Genomic DNA, 18207 nt, shown 5'->3' with positions numbered 1-18207 from the left:
ATCACGAGGAACCCGCCATGACCACGTACGCCCAGAACCCGGCCACCACCGGCATCGCCGTCGTCCGGGAGCCCGGCAAGCCGGCGATCGTCCACACCCCCGCGTTCGACACCATGGCCGAGGCCACCGCCTGGCTGTCCGCCCAGCTCCCCGCCATCCAGGCCGAGCTGCACCGCTCCGGCGCCGTCATGCTGCGCGGCCTCCCGGTCACGGACACCGACACGTTCGCCGAGGCCCGGGACGCCCTGATCGCCCAGCGCGCGGGCTACAAGGAGAAGGCAACGCCCCGCAGCGACTTCGGCGAGGGAGTCTTCTCCTCCACGGACCTCCCGGCCGCTCAGGCGATCCGCCTGCACAACGAGAACAGCTACACCCTCGACTTTCCCGGCGTCCTGCTCTTCGGCTGCGTCACCGCCCCCGAGACCGGCGGTGCGACCACCGTCGGCGACATGCGCAAGGCCCTCGCGATGCTGCCGCGGGACCTGGCCGACCGGTTCGCCGAGGCCGGCTGGCTGCTGGTCCGCAACTACTCCGACCTGGCGGGCATGCCCTGGCGCAAGGCGTTCTCGTCGGACGAGCCGGCCGGCGCGGAGGAGTACTGCGACGCCAACGCCATCGGCTACGAGTGGCTCGACGAGGACACGCTGCGCACCCGCCAGCGCCGCTCCGCGATCATCACCCACCCGGTGACCGGTGAGCGCTCGTGGTTCAACCACTTCGCGTTCTGGAACGCCCGCAGCCTCGACGAGGACGTCCGCGAGGTCCTCACCGACACGTTCGGCGCGGACGGTCTGCCCTTCGACACCCGCCTGGGCGACGGCACCGCCCTCACCGACGCCGAGGTGGACGCGATCAACGACGTCTACCAGTCGGTGACGGTACGGGAGAGCTGGCAGGCCGGCGACCTCATGCTCGTCGACAACATCCTCTGCGCGCACGGCCGGGAGTCGTACTCCGGAGACCGGAAGATCGTCGTCGCCATGGGCGAGCCGGTACGGCTGTCCGACTGCTCCCCGACCACCGCCCCCTCCACCACCCTGTACGGAAGGTGAGCCCCGCCATGACCGCCGTCCTCCCCGAGCGCTCCGCCTCCGCTACGGCCGCCCCGGCCTCCTCCGCCTCCGAGGCCTCCTCCGCCTCCTTCGTCCCTTCCGTCACTTCCGTCTCCTCCGTCACGGAGCCCTGCGCCTGCGCTCCGTGCGCCGCCGCGGGTACCGGTGCGGCCGACCTGCTCGCCCGCCTCGCCACCGCCCCCGGGGGCCGTACCGCCGTGGTCTCCGGCGGCGACCGCCTCACCTTCGACGAGCTGCGTGCCGAGGCCGCCGTGTTCGCCGCCCGGCTCGGCGCCCTCGGTGTCGGCCCGGAGAGCATCGTCGCGCTGTGCCTGCCCCGGGGCGCGGCCCTGGTCACCGCCATCATCGGCACGCTCACCGCCGGCGCCGCCTACCTGCCGGTCGACCCGGCGCTGCCCGCCGACCGCCGCCGCTACCTCGTCGAGGACTCCGGTGCCGACCTGGTCGTCGTGGACGGCACGGGCGACACCGACGGCTCCCCGGCCGGCGGCGCCCGCGCCGTGACGGTCGCCGAGCTGACGGCCACCCCGGGCGGCGACCCCGCCCCGTACACGCCCGTCCCGGTCACCGGAGACACGCTCGCCTACGTCATCTACACCTCCGGCTCCACCGGCCGCCCCAAGGGCGTGGAGATCGGCCGGGGCTCCGCCTCGCTGCTCCTGAAGGAGCTGGAGGAGGCGGGCGCCGCCACCGGCGAGGGCCGCCGGGTCGGCTGGAACGCCTCCCCGTCCTTCGACGCCTCCGTCCAGCAGTGGACGCGGCTCTGCCGGGGCGACACCCTCGTCATGATCGACGAGGAGACCCGCCGCGACCCGTCCCTGCTCGCCGCCTTCGTCGACGAGCAGGCCCTCACCGACCTGGACATCACCCCCTCGCACGCCGACCCGCTCCTCGACCTGCTCTCGAAGGACGGCGGCCCGCGCCCGCTGACCCTCCTCGTCGGCGGCGAGGCGATCAGCCCCGCGCTGTGGGACCGGCTCGTGGCCGCCCACCGGACCGGCCTGCTCCGCGCGCTCAACGTGTACGGGCCGACCGAGTGCACGGTCGACGCGACGGCCGGCTGGATCGACGGGCCGGGCGAGCCGCACATCGGTGCCGTCCTGCCGGGGCTCCGGATGCGCCTGCTCGACGAGAAGCTCGCGCCCGTCGGGCCGGGGGAGTCCGGTGAGCTGTACCTGGCGGGTCCGCGCGTCGGCCGCGGCTACCGCCGCCGTCCCGGGCTGACGGCGGAGCGCTTCGTCCCCGACGTCGCCGTCACCGCCGACGACGCCGAAGGACCCGGCGGGCGCATGTACCGCACCGGCGACCGCTGCCGCCTGCTGCCCGACGGCCGGCTCGTCTACCTCGGCCGCGCCGACGGCCAGGTCAAGCTGCGCGGACACCGCATCGAACTCCCGGAGATCGAGGCCGCCCTCACCCGGGTGGACGGCGTCGCCGAGGCGGCCGTGATCCTCGGCGAGGACGCCGCCGGCACCCCCTCCCTGATCGCCTACCACCGGGGCGGGGACGCCGCCGCCCTGCGCGCCGCGCTCTCGGCCGGCCTGCCCGCCTACATGGTGCCCGGCGCGTACGTCGCCGTGGACCGCTTCGCCACCACCCCCAGCGGCAAGCTCGACCGGTCCGCACTGCCCACCCGGGTCGCGGCGCCGGCGGAGACGGAGCCGCGGACGAACGGCGCCGAGGGCACCGGCGGCCTCGACGGCCGTGCGGAGGAGCTGATCGCCCGCGTCTGGACCCAGGTCCTCGGCGCCGCCTCGATCGGCCCCGACGACAACTTCTTCAAGCTCGGCGGCCACTCCCTGCTGGCGATCAAGCTCGTCTCCCGCGTACGGGCCGAGCTGTCCGTGGCCCTCCCGGTCAAGGCCGTGTACGCCCACCCGCGCCTGCGCGACCTCGCCGCCCACATCGAGGAGCTGCTGGCCGCACGGGATGCCTGACCGCCGTCCCCGTCGTCGCCCCACCCGTCCGCCCCCGCCATTCACGAGGAGCAGCAACCGTGATCCCCCTGTCCTACGCCCAGCGCCGACTGTGGTTCCTGAACCGGCTGGAGGGTTCCTCCCCGGCCTACAACGCCCCCGTGGTGCTCCGGCTGGGATCGATGCCCGACCCGGTGGCCCTCGAAGCGGCCGTACGGGACGTGGTGGAGCGTCACGAGGTGCTCCGGACCGTGTACCCGGCCCGCGACGAGGAGCCGTATCAGGACGTCCTGGACGACGCCGACGTGCGCTTCGAGGTGGAGGAGTGCGCCGCGGGCGGGGACGTGGCGGCCCGGGCGACGGCCTTCGCCCGGCTCCCCGTGGACATCACGCGCGAACTCCCCCTCCAGGTGCGACTGTTCCAGGTCGCGGACGGAACGGCCGTCCTGGTGCTCCTCGTGCACCACATCGCCACGGACGGCTGGTCGGTGGGCTGCCTGCTCGCCGACCTCGACACCGCCTACCGCGCCCGCACCGACGGCCGCGCCCCCGGCTGGGAGCCGCTGCCCGTCCAGTACGCCGACTACGCGCTGTGGCAGCGGGACATGCTCGGAGACCCCGAGGACCCCGAGAGCACCGCGTACGAGCAGCTCACCCACTGGCGCAAGGCCCTGGACGGCATCCCGGCAGAGACGCGTCTGCCGGCCGACCGGCCCCGGCCCACCGAGCCCGGTCACCGGGGCGCCGTGGTCTCCGCGGACCTCGGCGCCGGAACGCACCGGGCGCTCGCCGCCCTCGCACGCGCCCGGCGAGGAACGTTCTTCATGGTGGCCCGCGCCGCCCTGGCCGCCGCCCTGCGGGCGGCGGGCGCGGGCGACGACGTCGTGGTCGGCACGCCGGTCGCGGGCCGGCCCGAGGAGGACCTGCACGAGCTCGTCGGGTTCTTCGTGAACACCCTGGCCCTGCGCACGGACCTCTCCGGGGACCCCGCCCTCGGCGCGCTCGTGGACCGCGTCCGCGAGGCGGACCTCGTCGCCTTCGCCCACGAGGACCTGCCCTTCGACCTCCTGGTCGAGGACCTCAACCCCGAACGCTCCCTCGGCCGCCACCCGTTCTTCCAGGTCATGCTGAGCGCCCGGGCAGGCCAGGAGGACGACACGGTCCGGCTCGGCCTCGTCACCGCCGTCCTCGACGACGCGGACCTGGCCACGGCCAAGTTCGACCTGAGCTTCCACTGCCAGGAGACGCTCGGCGCGGACGGCGAGCCCGGCGGAGTGCTCCTCGGACTCCAGTACGCGACGGATCTGTACGACGAGGACACCGCCCGGCTCCTGCTCACGCTGTTCCGGCGCGCGCTGACGGCCTTCGCCGAGGAGCCGGACAGCACTCTTCTCAGCCGGGTCGAGCTCCTCACGCCCGGCGAGCGGGAGGCCCTCGACCGCCGTCACGAGGCCCTCGCCGCGGTGGCACGGACCCGCAACGCCACCCGGCAGGAGGCGCACGAGGACGGGCGGACCACGGCCCGCACCGCGACGGACCCCCGCGAGGAGATCCTGAACGGCCTGTTCGCGGAGATCCTGGACCGGGACGACGTACGCCCCGGCGACAACTTCTTCAAGCTCGGCGGACACTCCCTCCTCGCGGGCAAGCTCACCAACCGCATCCGGGGAGCGCTCGGACTCCAGGCCGCGATCCGTGACGTCTTCCTCGCCCCCACGCCCCGGCAGCTGCTCCGCCGCCTCGGCGAGCGCGGCGACGGGCCCCGCCGCCCGGCCCTGCGGCCGGTGCCGGGCGAGCACCGCCCCGACCCGCTCCCCCTCTCGTACGCCCAGCGCCGGCTGTGGTTCCTCAACCGCCTCGAAGGCTCCTCCCCGGCCTACAACGCCCCCATGGTGCTCCGCCTGGAGGCCCAGCCCGACGCGGCCGTCCTGGAGGCGGCCGTACGGCACGTGATGGGCCGTCACGAGGTCTTGCGGACGGTCCACCCCGTACGAGAAGGGGAGCCGTACCAGCGTGTCGTCGACGCCCCGGAGGCGCGCGTCGAGGTCGAGGTCGAGGAGTGCGCCACGCCCGGGGACGCACAGGCGCGGGCGACCGAGTTCGCGAGGATCTCCCTGGACGTGACCCGCGAACTGCCCCTGCGTGTGAGACTGTTCAAGGTCGCCGACGGGACGGCGGTCCTCGTCCTTTCGGTGCACCACATCGCCACGGACGGCTGGTCGGTGGGCTCCCTGCTCGCCGACCTGGACCGCGCCTACCGCGCCCGCGCCGGGGGCCGTGCGCCGGAGTGGGAGCCGCTGCCCGTCCAGTACAGCGACTACACCCTCTGGCAGCGCGAGCTCCTCGACGGCGAACACGGCATCCGCGAGACCCAGACGGCCTACTGGCGCAAGGCCCTCGACGGGATCCCGGCCGAGACCCGGCTGCCCGCCGACCGACCCCGTCTCACCGAACCCAGCGGCCGGGGAGCCGTGGTGACGGCCGAGCTCGACGCCCTCGCCCACCAGGCACTGGCCGGTGTCGCCCGCAGCCGCCGGGTCACGTTCTTCATGGTCGTCCGCGCCGCCCTGGCCCTCGCCCTGCGGGCGGCCGGCGCGGGCGAGGACATGGTCGTCGGCACCGCGGTGGCCGGCCGGCCCGAGGAGGACCTCCACGAGCTCGTCGGGTTCTTCGTCAACACCCTGGCCCTGCGCACCGACCTGTCCGGCGACCCCACCCTCGACGAACTCGTACGCCGTGTGCGGGACGGGGACCTGGCGGCCTTCGCCCACGACGACCTGCCGTTCGACCTCCTGGTCGAGGCCCTCAACCCGGAACGCTCCCTCGGCAGACACCCCTTCTTCCAGGTGATGGTCAGCGCCCAGACCGCCCGGTCCGCGCAGGACAAGGCCGTCCGCCTCGGCGGCATCACCGGCGTGACGGACGGCGCCGACCTCGCCGGAGCCAAGTTCGACCTCTCCTTCCACTGCGTCGAGACGCACGACACCGGCGGCGAACCCGGGGGAGTGCTCCTCGGCCTCCAGTACGCGACGGATCTCTACGACGAGGACACCGCGCGGCTCCTGCTCGCCCTGTTCCGGCGCGCCCTGGCGGTCTTCGCCGAGCGGGCCGGAGACACGGCCCTGAGCGGTGTCGACCTGCTCACCGAGGAGGAGCGCCGAGGGCTCGACCGACGGCACGACGCTCTCGCGGCGGCCCGGGACCGCGCCCACGCGGAGCGGAAGCGCGCCGACGCGGCGGACGGCCGCGGGACGGGGACGCGTACCGTGACGGACCCCCGCGAGGAGATCATCCGCGGCCTGTTCGCGGAGATCCTCGACCGGGAAGAGGTGCTGCCGGAGGACAACTTCTTCAAACTCGGCGGACACTCGCTCCTCGCGGGCAAGCTCACCAACCGCGTCCGGGGAGCGCTCGGACTCCAGGCCGCGATCCGTGACGTCTTCCTCGCCCCCACGCCCCGGCAGCTGCTCCGCCGCCTCGGCGAGCGCGGCGACGGACCGGCCAGGCCCCCGCTGCGGCCCGTGCCCGACGCGCTGCGCCCCGCCCGCGTCCCCCTGTCCGCCGCACAGCTCCGGCTCTGGTTCCTCGACCGGCTGGAAGGACCCGGCGCCACCTACAACATCCCCGTCGTCACCCGGCTGCACCGCCCCGTCGAACCGGCCGTCCTGGCCGCCGCCCTGGCGGACGTCGCCGACCGGCACGAGGTGCTGCGCACCGTCTGCCGGACGGCGGACGGCGAGCCGTACCAGCACGTGCTGACCGGCGTGGCACCCGTCCTCGACGAGGTCGGCGCCGACGGCCCGGACGAGGTGCGCGCGGCCGTCGACGCGGCCGCCGGGTACGTCTTCGACCTGGCCGACGAGATCCCCTTCCGGGCGCGGCTCGTGACGGACGGCGACGGCGGCCAGATCATGGTGCTCCTCGTCCACCACATCGCCGGCGACGGCTGGTCGACGGGCTGCCTGCTCGCAGACCTGGACACCGCCTACCGCGCCCGCGCCGAGGGCCGTGCGCCGGAGTGGGAGCCGCTGCCCGTCCAGTACACCGACTACACCCTCTGGCAGCACCAGCTCCTCGACGGCGAACACGGCGTCGCGGGCGAGCAACTGGCCCACTGGCGGGCCACTCTCGACGGGCTGCCGCCGCTCCTCGCCCTGCCCACCGACCGGCCGCGCCCCGCCGTGAGCGACGGAGCCGGCGCCCTCACCGCCTTCGACGTCGACGCCGCCACCCACCGGGCCCTGCTCCGCGTCGCCCGCAGCAGCGGCGCCACCCTCTTCATGGTCGTGCAGGCCGCCCTCGCGGCCCTCCTCACCCGGCACGGCGCGGGCACCGACCTCGCGATCGGCACCACCGTCGCCGGCCGCGCGGACGACTCCCTGCACCCGCTCGTCGGCTTCTTCGTCAACACGCTGGTGCTGCGCACCGACACCTCCGGCGACCCCGACGCCACCGAGCTGGTCCGCCGGGTCCGCGAGTCCGGACTCGCCGCGTACAGCCACCAGGACCTCCCCTTCGACCGGCTCGTCGAACACCTCAGCCCGCACCGCTCCGCCGCCCACGCCCCGCTCGTCCAGGTGATGCTCCAGGTGCACGCGGCGGCCGGCGCGAGCGCGTCCCCGTCGGTCCTGGACGGCGAACAGGTCGGCTTCAGCACGGCGGGCGCCAAGTCCGACCTCACCTTCGCGCTGACCGAGCTGGTCGACGCCGACGGCGCACCGGCCGGTCTGCGGGGCGCCCTGGAATACGCCACCGCGCTCTACGACGCGGACACCGCCGCCCTCCTGGCCCGGCGGCTCACCGACACGCTCGGTGCGTTCGCCGCCGATCCCGGCGTCCCTCTCTCCGCCATGCCGTCCGGCCCGGCGGCCCCCGCCGGGCGGGACGTCGTCCTGGACGAGCGGGGACGCCCCGCGCCGGTGCGCGTCCCCGGCGAGGTCCACGAGCGGACGCCCGGCGGCGGCCTGCGCGCCACCGGCCGCCGGGCCTTCGCCGACGCCGACGGACGGCTGCGGCCCGTCGCCACGCTCACCGTGGGCGGCTACCCCGTGGAGCCCGGCCACGTCGAGGACGTCCTGGGCCGGCACCCCGACGTGACCGGAGCGGCCGTCGTCGTCCGCGACGACCGGCTGTACGCCTACGTCACCCGTCTGCCCGGCGGAGCCGACGGGGCGGCCCTGCGCGGCTGGGCCGCGGAGCGGCTCCCCGAGTACCTGGCCCCCGCGCGCGTCGTCCCCGTGCACCGGCTGCCCGCGCCCGGCGAGGACGCCCCCGCCGAGGCGGAGGCCCCCGGCGCGACGACCGGCCCCGACGTCCGGGAGGAACGCCTCCTCGGGGTCTTCCGGGACGTCCTCGGCGGCCGCGCGATCGGCCGGGACGACAACTTCTTCAAGTCGGGCGGGCATTCGCTGCTCGCGGTCAGGCTGCTCAACCGGATCCGCGCCGAGTTCGGCCAGGACCTGACCTTGCGGGACGTCTTCCGCAACCCGACGGCTGCGGCGCTGGCCCGGCGCCTGGCCGAGTCCGGCGCGGACCCGACGACTCCGCGGACCCCCCGCCCCCCGACCCCCACCCTGCGCCGCCGCACAGCGGCAGGCACCCGCCAACCCAACTGAGCCCCGGTCGCGGGCTGCGCCCCGCCGCGCGCTGGGGGTACCCCCGAACGGAGTCTGCGGGAGGGACGATTGCCCACACGGGGGGAGCGACGGGCACCGCCCGGCGCGAGGCGCGGGCCAGAAGGGCGCGGGCCCGCGCCCGTGGGCGCCGAGCCCGTCCGGCAGGGGCGACCGGCAGCTCCGCGCGGCCGGGCTGCCGGTTCCGGTGCCGGGCCGGCCCCAGCTGCCGGGCCGACTGCCCAGGCCCACGACCCCCCGCGCCTAGCGTGAAGGGCACGGAGGCGAGAGGAACCGCCCCGGTCTCTCGGCCCTTTACCGGAGGAACTCAGCATGCCCCCCAGCAGAACGGAAGACCTGCTCGACGGCGGACCCTCTCCCGCCCCCGCGCCGCCCGTGCTCGACCTGATCGCCCACCAGACGCGTACCCGCCCCGACGCCCCCGCCCTGGTCCACGCCGACGCCCGTCTGACCTACGCCGAGCTCGCCGACGCCGTGCGGGACCGGGCCCGGGAGCTCGCCGCGCAGGGCGCGGGGCCGGGCCGGCTCGTCGCGCTCCACCGGCCGCGCGGGATCGACGCGATCGTCGGTCTCCTCGCCGTCCTCGGCACCGGCGCCGCGTACCTGCCCCTGGACGTCCAGGCGCCCGACGCCCGCAACGAGGCGATCCTCAAGGACGCCTGCGGGGACCTGGCGCCGGCCCCCGCCGAGGTGGCCCGGCACGGCGAGCTCGTGCTCGGCGGCCCGGGCGCCGGGGAAGGCGCGGCGTACGTCATCTACACGTCCGGGTCCACCGGCACCCCCAACGGTGTGGTCGTCGCCCACGACTCCCTCGCCCACTTCATCGCGGGTGCGACCCCCGCGTACGGCATCGGGGCCGACGACGTGGTCCTCCAGTTCAGTCCGCTCCACTTCGACGCGAGCATCCAGGAGATCTTCACGACGCTCGGCGCCGGCGGCACCCTCGTCCTGCGCACCGACGACATGCTCGACGTGGCCGAGCTCCTCGCGGGCTGTGCCCGGCACGGCGTCACCTACCTGGACCTGCCCGCCGCCTACTGGCACGAGCTCGTCTACGTCCTCACCACCGGTTCCGTGGTCCTCCCCGACGGCCTGCGCACCGTGATGATCTACGGTGAGGCCGCCCTGCCTGAGCGCGTCGCCCAGTGGCGGGGCCTCGTCGGCGACCGGGTCAGGCTCCTGAACGGCTACGGCCCCACCGAGACGACCGTCGTGGCGACCATGGCCGATCTCAGCCGCCACGAGGACGGGCCCATCCCCATCGGCCGGCCGCTGCCCGGCGTCCGCGCCGCCGTCGTCGACGGCGAACTGTGGCTGCTCGGCGGCGGCCTGACCCGCGGCTACCTCCACCGGCCGGAACTCAACGCCCGCCGCTTCACCGAGCTCGACGGCGAACGCGCCTACCGCACGGGCGACCTCGTCACCGTCGGCGAGGACCGGCAGATCCTCTACCACGGCCGTCTCGACGACGAGGTGAAGATCGGCGGCCAGCGCATCGACCCGGCCGCCGTCGACTCCGTCCTCGCCGGTCACCCCGGGGTCCGGGAGGCCGCCGTCGTCGCCCAGCAGGACGGCGACGGCGTCAAGCGCCTCGTCGCCTTCGTGGTGACCGAGGGCGGAACGGGCACGGAGGAGCTGCGCGACTGGGTCCGCGCGCGCATGCCCGCCGCCGCCGTGCCCGCCGTCTCGATCGTCGTCGCCCTGCCCCGTACCAGCTCCGGCAAGATCAACCGGAAGGCGTTGCGCACGGCCGACCCGCGCCTGCCCGTCGTCGACGAGGAACCGCCGCCCGCCGAGGACCGCGTCCCGCTCTCCCACGCCCAGCGCCGGCTGTGGCTGGTCGGCCAACTGGACGGACCGTCCGCCGCCTACAACATGCCGATCGTCCTCGAACTGGAGACGGCCCCCGACCGGGCCGCGCTCGCCGCCGCGGTCACCGACGTCGCCGAACGGCACGAGGTGCTGCGCACCGTGTTCCCGGCCCCCGACGACGAGCCGTACCAGCACGTCCTCGCCCCCGCCGCGATCCGGCTGCGCACCGTCGAGTGCCCGGCGGAGGAACGCGCCGAGCGGGTCGCCCGGTTCACGGCGGAGACCTTCGACCTGTCCCGCGAACTCCCGCTGCGCGTCGCCCTGTTCCTGCCGGACGACGGCGCGGGCGCCACCCTGGCCGTCCTGCTCCACCACGTCGCGGGCGACGGCTGGTCCCTCGAACCGCTGATGACCGACCTGGCCCACGCGTACGCCGCGCGCGCCGCTGGCCGCGCCCCCGAACGGGAGCCGCTGCCCGTCCAGTACGCCGACTACACCCTCTGGCAGAACGACCTCCTCGGCGACGCCGACGACCCCGAATCCGTCGTCGCCGGGGGCCTCGCCCACTGGAGCGCGGCCCTGGACGGCCTGCCCGCCGCGACCGACCTGCCCCTGGACCGTCCGCGGCCCGCCGTCCGCGCCCACGACGGCGGCCTCGTGACCACCGCCCTCGGTGCCGGCGTCCACGCGCGGCTCGTCCGGCTCGCCGAGGACCACGACGCCAGCCTGCTCATGGTGGCGCAGGCCGCGCTCGCGCTCGCCCTGCGGGCGTCCGGCGCGGGGGAGCGCACCGTCCTCGGCACCCCCGTCGCCGGACGCGACGACGAGGCCCTCGACGAGCTGGTCGGTTTCTTCGTCAACACGCTGGTGCTGCCCACCGACACCTCCGGCGATCCCGCCTTCACCGACCTGCTGGACCGGGTCAGGGACACCGACCTCGCCGCCTTCGCCCACCAGCGGCTCCCCTTCGACCTCCTCGTGGAGCACCTCAACCCGCCCCGCACGCCCGGCGTCCACCCGCTGTTCCAGGTGATGCTGACCCTGCGGACCACCGGCCCCGACGCCGGACCCTTCCGCCTCGGCGCCATCGAGGGCCGCTTCGCCGGCGAAGGACCCGGCACCACCAAGTTCGACCTCACGGCCGCCTTCGAGGAACTCCGGGACGCCGACGGCGCCCCCGCCGGACTCCGGATCGGCCTGGAGTACGCCCGCGACGTCCTCGACGAGGACACCGCCCGCATCCTGCTCACCGCCCTGGAGCGCGCCCTGCTCGCCGCCGCCGACCACAGAGGGGCGCCGGTCCAGGACACCGCCCTCGTCGACCCCGGCACCCGCCGGGCCCTGGACGAGCGGCGCGCCCGCGCCGCCGCGCGCTCCGCAGAGACCGCCGCCGAGGCCACCGCACGTAGCACCACCGAGCCGCCCGCCGCGCACACCGACACCCTGCGGGAACTGTTCGCCGAGGTCCTCGGCCTCGACCAGGTCGGCCCCCACGAGGGCTTCTTCACCATCGGCGGCCACTCCATGAGCGGCGTCCGCCTCGCCAACCGGATCCGCGCCCGACTCGGTGCCGACGTCCAGGTCCGCGACCTGCTCCTGGCCCCCACCCCCGACGCCCTCGCCCGCCGCATCGCCGACCGGTCCACCGCTCCGGAGACGGACGGCGAGCCCGCCGTGCCGCAGCCCGCCCGCCCCCGTCCCGTCCCGCGCACCGACCGGTCCGCGCGCGTCCCCCTGTCGTACGCCCAGCGCAGGCTGTGGTTCATCGACACCCTCGAAGGCCCCAGCGCCTCCTACAACATCCCCCTCGTCCTCAGGCCGGCGGAACCCCTCGACGCCGGAGCCCTCGCCGAGGCCCTCACCGACCTCTCCGAGCGGCACGAGGTGCTCCGCACCCGCTACCGGACCGTCGACGGCGAACCCCACCAGGAGATCCTCGCGGCCGTCCGTCCCCCGCTCGACGTGCGCTCCGTCCCCGCCGGCCGGCTCCCGGCCGCCGTCGCCGAAGCCGCGGGCCACGTCTTCGACCTGGCCGGGGAGACACCCCTGCGGGCCACGCTCGTCACCCCCGAGGACGGCGGTGGACAGGTCCTGGTCCTGCTCGTGCACCACATCGCCGCCGACGGCTGGTCCACCGGACCCCTCCTCGCCGACTTCGGGACCGCCTACCGGGCCCGCGTCGAGGGCCGTGACCCCAGCTGGACGCCGCTGCCCGTCCAGTACGCCGACTACACCCTCTGGCAGCGCGACCTGATCGACGGTCCGGCCGCCGCGGCCCACCTGGACTTCTGGGAGCAGACCCTCGCCGGCGCCCCCGCCGTCCTCGAACTCCCCTCCGCCCGTCCCCGCCCCGCCGAGGCCACCCACCGCGGCGGACGCGCCCCCGTCACCGTCGACGCCGCCACCCACCAGGCCCTCGAAGCCGTCGCCCGGCGCAGCGGCGCCACCCTGTTCATGGTCCTCCAGGCCGCCCTGGCCGCCGTCCTCACCCGGCACGGCGCGGGCACCGACCTGCCGCTCGCCACCATGACCGCCGGACGCGACGACGAGTCGCTCGGCGACCTGGTGGGCTTCTTCGTCAACACCCTGGTGCTGCGCACCGACACCTCCGGCGACCCCACCTTCACCGAACTCCTCGAACGGGTCCGGCGGACCGACCTCGCCGCCTACGGCCACCAGGAACTCCCCTTCGACCGGGTCGTCGAGCACCTCAACCCGGCGCGCACCACCGCCCACCACCCGCTGGCGCAGATCGTCGTCCAGCTCCACCACGACTACACGAGCGGCGCCCCCGGCGCGTCCGCGGCGAAGAGCCTCTTCCAGGAGGGAGGACCGGCACTCCTCGACACCGTCTCCACCAAGTTCGACCTGACCTTCGCCCTGGACGAGCGGCGGGACGCGGAAGGGCGGCCCGCAGGTCTGGCCGGCGGCCTGGAGTACGCCACGGACCTGTTCGACGCCCCCACCGCGACCCTGATCGCCGACCACCTGGAGCGGACCCTGCGGGCCGCCGCGGCCGACCCGGGCGTACGGATCGGGGACGTCGACCTGCTCACCGCCGCCGACCGGTTCCGGCTGGTCACCGACTACAACGACACGGCCACCGCGGCCCCCGCCGGCCCGCGGACGATCCACGAGCTGCTCGCCCGCCGCGCCGCGCGCACCCCCGGCGCACCCGCGCTGATCACCGACGGGGAGACCGTCGGCCACGGAGCGCTCGACGCCCGAGCCGCAGCGCTGGCCGGCCGCCTCCGCACCGCCGGGGTGCGCCGCGGCGACACCGTCGGCGTCCTCCTCGAACGCGGTGTGCCGCTGGTCGTGACGGCCCTCGCGGTCCTCAAGTGCGGCGCCGCCTACCTGCCCCTGGACCCGAGCCTGCCGGAATCCAGACTCCGCCTGATGCTGGAGGACGCGGGCGTGCGGCTCGTGGCGACCGACGCCGACCACGCCGCGCGCGCCGGGGGAGCCGTCCCGACGGTGCTGGACGTAGACGCGCCCGGTACCGGTGAGCCTCTCGGCGAGGACACCGGCGCCACCGGGGACGACCTGATGTACGTGATGTTCACGTCCGGGTCGACGGGCCGGCCGAAGGGCGTCGGCGTCACCCACCGCAACGTGCTGGAGCTCGCCGCCGACCGTGACGTCCGCTCCGGCGGACCGTGCCGGATGCTCGTCCACTCGGCGACCGGGTTCGACGCGTCCGTCTTCGAGATCTGGGTGCCGCTCCTGAACGGCGGCAGCCTCGTCCTCACCCGCGGCGACGGCACGGACCTCGCCGAGACGGCCCGCGCGGTCCGCGAACACGGCGTCACCAGCGCCTACTTCACCGTCGGCCTCTTCCACGTCATGGCCGACGAAGGCCTGGACACCCTGCGGCAGCTGCGCGAGGTGTGGACCGGCGGCGACGTCGCGAGCCCTGCCGCCGTGCGACGGGTCCTCACCCACTGCCCGGACACCGTCCTCGTCCACTCCTACGGCCCCACCGAGACCACCTTCGCCTCCCACAACCAGTGGTTCGGCACCGGCGAACGCGCCCTGCGCGGCACCGGTCTCCACCTCGGACGGCCGATGGACAACACCCGCAGCCACGTCCTCGACGCCGCCCTGCGGCCCGTCCCGCCGGGCGTGCCCGGCGAGCTGTACATCGCCGGCTCCCACGTGGCCCGCGGGTATGTCGGCCGGGCGGGACTGACCGCCGAGCGCTTCGTCCCCGATCCGTTCGAGGGCGACGGAAGCCGCATGTACCGTACGGGCGACCGCGTGCTGTGGACCCCCGCCGGCGAACTCCGGTTCCTCGGACGGGCGGACGGCCAGATCAAGCTGCGCGGCGTACGGATCGAACCCGGCGAGGTCGAACGGGCCCTCGCCGCGCACCCCTCGGTCGGCCAGGCCCTCGTGGTGGTCCGCGAGGACCGGCCCGGCGACAAGACCCTCGTCGGCTACGTCGCCCCCCGCGCCGGCACGGCGGTCACCGAGGCCGAACTGCTCGCCGACGCGCGGGCCACGCTCCCCGAGCACCTCGTGCCGTCCGCCGTCGTCGTCCTCGACGCCCTGCCGCTCACCGTCAACGGCAAACCCGACCGCGCGGCGCTCCCCGCCCCGCACCGCCCCGAGGCCGCGGAGGGCGGCCGGCGGCCGCGCAACGCCCGAGAGGAGGTGCTGTGCGCGCTGTTCGCCGAGATCCTCGACGTGCCCCGGGTCGGTATCGACGACAACTTCTTCGCCCTCGGCGGCCACTCGCTGCTCGGTGTCCGCCTGGTCAACCGCGTCCGGGGGGTCCTCGGCATCGAGCGCACCGTCCGCGACCTGTTCCGCCTGCCCACCCCCGCCGGGCTGCTCGGCTCGCCCGACGACGACGGTGCGGCCGCCGCCCTGGGCGTACTGCTCCCGCTGAGCACCCGCGGCACCCGCCGCCCGCTGTTCTGCGTCCACCCCGGCACCGGTGTCGGCTGGGCGTACGCCGGGCTCGCCGCCCACCTGGGCGACGACCAGCCGCTGTACGCCCTCCAGGCCCGCGCGCTGAGCGAGCCAGGCCACCGGCCGCGCAGCGTCGAGGACATGGCCGACGACTACCTGGAGCAGATCCGGCAGGTCCAGCCCTGGGGCCCGTACAGGCTCCTCGGCTGGTCGTACGGCGGTCTCGTCGCTCACGCGATGGCGGTACGGCTCCGCGAGGCGGGGGAGCGGGTCGAACTCCTCGCCCTGATGGACGTCCACCAGACCGGACCCGGCAGCGTCTCCGTCCTCCCGCCCGAGGAGCGGACCGGTACGGCCGCCCAGACGGATCCCGTGGAGCTCGCCACGGCGATGGAGGACGTCCGCCGCGAGGACCCCGTCCTCGCCGGATTCTCCGACGCGGAACTCCGGGCGGTGCTGGGCGCCTCCGAGACCCACGCCGCCCTCATGGCGCGGCACGTGCCGGGCGTCGCCGACGCCGACACGCTGTTCTTCACCGCCCGCCGGCCGGGCGAACCGGAAGGCGCCCTCGCCGCCACCTGGATTCCCTTCACTGAGGGAGTCGTCGACAATCACACCCTCGAATGCGGCCATCTGTACATGGCCGAACCGGAACCTCTCGAGAACATCGGAAGAATAGTCGCGGAGAAACTCTCCGCGCTCCAGAAGGAAGAAACGAGGAGCCAGTCATGAGTGAGTCCGTCAACCCGTTCGACAACGCCGAGGGCACCTTCCACGTCGTCGTGAACGACGAGGGCCAGCACTCCCTCTGGCCCGACTTCGCGGAGATCCCCGCGGGCTGGACCAGTGTCTGGGGTGCCGGAAACCGCACTGAAGCCCTGGACTACATCACCGCCCACTGGACCGACATCCGCCCGCGCGGCCTCGTCGCCCAGTACGCCTGACCCACCCCCGAACCGAGCGCCGTGCCCCGCATCCGATGCGGGGCACGGCGCTTTTCCCGTTTCCCGCCGGCAACCCGCAACCGGGTAATTCAGAACTGAAAGTGCCGGTCCTTGCTGCCGGTCGTACTTCCCCTTCCGGAATCCCCGGAAATCTATCCTCGACACATGAAGATACTCCTGAGCGGAACCGCATCGGATTCCCACACATGGAATCTCGTGTACCTCCGTCTCTTCCTCGAGGAACAGGGCCACGAGGTCGTCGGGCTCGGCCCCTGCGCCCCCGCCGAGCTGCTGCTCGACGGCTGCCTGCGGCACGCGCCCGACGTGGTGGTGCTCAGCAGTGTCAACGGCCACGGCTACCGCGACGGACTCACCGCCGTCCGCCGGCTGCGCGCGGAACCCGCCCTGGCCGGCCTCCCCGTGGTGCTCGGGGGCAAGCTCGGCGTCGCCGGACACCGCCAGGAAGCGGACGTGGCACGGCTCACCGAGGCCGGCTGCGACGCCGTGCTCGGCGAGGACCTGGACGCCCTGTGCGCGTTCCTCGCCGCACGCGCCCGCAGGGAGGTGCCGGCTTGACCGCCCCGGCCCCCCACTTCGGCGCCTTCGTCGCGGCGTCCACGGCCGCCGGCCGGCTCGTCGTCCAGCCCCGCATGGGCTTCGGCGACCCCGGCCGCATGCGGGACGGGCTCGCCCGGACCAGGGCCGCCACCGCCCACACCGCGGGCACCCTGACCGTCGACAGCTACACCCGCGTCGGCGACCTCGCCGCCGCCCACGCCGCCGTGGCCGAGGGAAGTCGCCTCAACGGCTACCCGATCGCCGCGCACTCCCCGGCCACCACCCGCGCCGTCCTCGACGGACTCTTCGACGCCGACTTCCCCGTACAGGTCCGGCACGGGTCCGCCCGCCCCCTGGCCATCGTCCGGGCCCTCACCGCGGCCGGCCTCGACGCCACCGAAGGCGGGCCCGTCTCCTACTGCCTGCCCTACGGACGCACCCCCCTGCGGGAGTCCGTCACCGGCTGGGCCCGCGCCTGCGAACTCCTCGCCACCGGCGCGCGCCCCGGCGCCGTGCCCCATCTGGAGAGCTTCGGCGGCTGCCTCCTCGGCCAGCTCTGCCCGCCCTCCCTGCTCGTGGCCACGAGCATCCTGGAATGCCTCTTCTTCGTCCAGTACGGGCTGCGCAGCGTCTCGCTCAGCTACGCGCAGCAGACCGACCCGGCCCAGGACGAGGAGGCGCTGCGCGCCCTGCACCGGCTCGCCGCCGAGTTCCTGCCCGACGACGTCGACCACCACGTCGTCCTCTACACCTACATGGGCGTCTACCCGCGCACCGAGCAGGGCGCCACCCGCCTCCTGGAGGCCTCCGCCCGGCTCGCCGTGCGCTCCGGTGCCGGCCGCCTCATCGTCAAGACCACCGCGGAGGCCCATCGCATCCCGACCGTCGAGGAGAACGTCCGCGCCCTGGAGACGGCCGCCGCGGCCGCCGCGCTCGCCGGACCCCCGGCACCCGGCACCACCGCCGCGGGGGACGACGAGGTGTACCAGGAGGCCCGCACGCTCGTGGAGACCGTCCTCGGCCTCCACCCCGACCTGTCCCGGGCCCTGCCGGCCGCCTTCGCACGAGGCCTCCTGGACGTGCCCTTCTGCCTCCACCCCGACAACGCCGGCCGCTCCCTGGGGTTCGTCGACCCCGGGGGCCGCCTCCGCTGGGCCCGTACCGGAGCCATGCCGATCCGCCCGGACACGGCGGCCGACGCGACCCCCCTCACCTCGGCGGGACTGCTCGCCGCGCTCCACCACGTCGCCGGCCGCTACGACAGCCCCCGGCACCGCGACAGCGACGACGGCCACGGACGCCCGCGGGCCACCCCGCTGACCGTCTGAGCCGGCCCGCACCGCCTCCGCCGCCG

General features: G+C 75.1%; 7 protein-coding genes. All 7 read left to right on the top strand.

The features are described 5' to 3' along the window. Positions 1-17 precede the first annotated feature (17 nt). The 7 genes from ACN9MM_RS03375 to ACN9MM_RS03345 all read left to right on the top strand — a co-directional run bounded on the left by ACN9MM_RS03375 (position 18) and on the right by ACN9MM_RS03345 (position 18181). Positions 18-1052: a TauD/TfdA family dioxygenase gene (locus ACN9MM_RS03375; RefSeq protein WP_426362202.1), complete on the top strand. Its 1035-nt coding sequence runs from the start codon at positions 18-20 to the stop codon at positions 1050-1052. An 8-nt stretch (positions 1053-1060) separates the two neighbouring features. After that, the gene (locus tag ACN9MM_RS03370; RefSeq protein WP_426362201.1) at positions 1061-3010 is read left to right on the top strand and encodes an amino acid adenylation domain-containing protein; all 1950 of its coding nucleotides are present in this window, start codon (positions 1061-1063) and stop codon (positions 3008-3010) included. A 59-nt stretch (positions 3011-3069) separates the two neighbouring features. Continuing rightward, positions 3070-8604 (top strand): condensation domain-containing protein, encoded by a 5535-nt coding sequence (locus ACN9MM_RS03365; RefSeq protein WP_426362200.1) that lies wholly within the window; start codon positions 3070-3072, stop codon positions 8602-8604. Between the two features lie 330 nt (positions 8605-8934). After that, a complete protein-coding gene (locus ACN9MM_RS03360; protein ID WP_426362199.1) occupies positions 8935-16083 on the top strand; it encodes an amino acid adenylation domain-containing protein in 7149 nt (2382 codons plus the stop codon). Then, positions 16080-16295 (top strand): MbtH family protein, encoded by a 216-nt coding sequence (locus ACN9MM_RS03355; protein ID WP_426362198.1) that lies wholly within the window; start codon positions 16080-16082, stop codon positions 16293-16295. The genes ACN9MM_RS03360 and ACN9MM_RS03355 overlap by 4 nt, the downstream gene beginning before the upstream one ends. Positions 16296-16460: 165 nt before the next feature. Then, a complete protein-coding gene (locus ACN9MM_RS03350) occupies positions 16461-16871 on the top strand; it encodes a cobalamin B12-binding domain-containing protein (protein ID WP_382866382.1) in 411 nt (136 codons plus the stop codon). Then, the gene (locus ACN9MM_RS03345) at positions 16868-18181 is read left to right on the top strand and encodes a methylaspartate mutase (RefSeq protein ID WP_426362197.1); all 1314 of its coding nucleotides are present in this window, start codon (positions 16868-16870) and stop codon (positions 18179-18181) included. Before ACN9MM_RS03350 ends, ACN9MM_RS03345 begins: the two co-directional genes overlap by 4 nt. Positions 18182-18207: the final 26 nt, after the last annotated feature.

It is taken from the genome of Streptomyces sp. E-08, from assembly GCF_049913095.1.
Classification (GTDB): domain Bacteria; phylum Actinomycetota; class Actinomycetes; order Streptomycetales; family Streptomycetaceae; genus Streptomyces.
The sequence above is the reverse complement of the archived record's forward strand: the minus strand, read 5'-3'. Positions and strand labels throughout refer to the sequence as shown.

Coding starts and splice junctions, on each gene's coding strand:
- ACN9MM_RS03375 (WP_426362202.1), top strand. CDS start 18: ATGACCACGTACGCCCAGAACCCGGCCACCACCGGCATCGCCGTCGTC.
- ACN9MM_RS03370 (WP_426362201.1), top strand. CDS start 1,061: ATGACCGCCGTCCTCCCCGAGCGCTCCGCCTCCGCTACGGCCGCCCCG.
- ACN9MM_RS03360 (WP_426362199.1), top strand. CDS start 8,935: ATGCCCCCCAGCAGAACGGAAGACCTGCTCGACGGCGGACCCTCTCCC.
- ACN9MM_RS03355 (WP_426362198.1), top strand. CDS start 16,080: ATGAGTGAGTCCGTCAACCCGTTCGACAACGCCGAGGGCACCTTCCAC.
- ACN9MM_RS03350 (WP_382866382.1), top strand. CDS start 16,461: ATGAAGATACTCCTGAGCGGAACCGCATCGGATTCCCACACATGGAAT.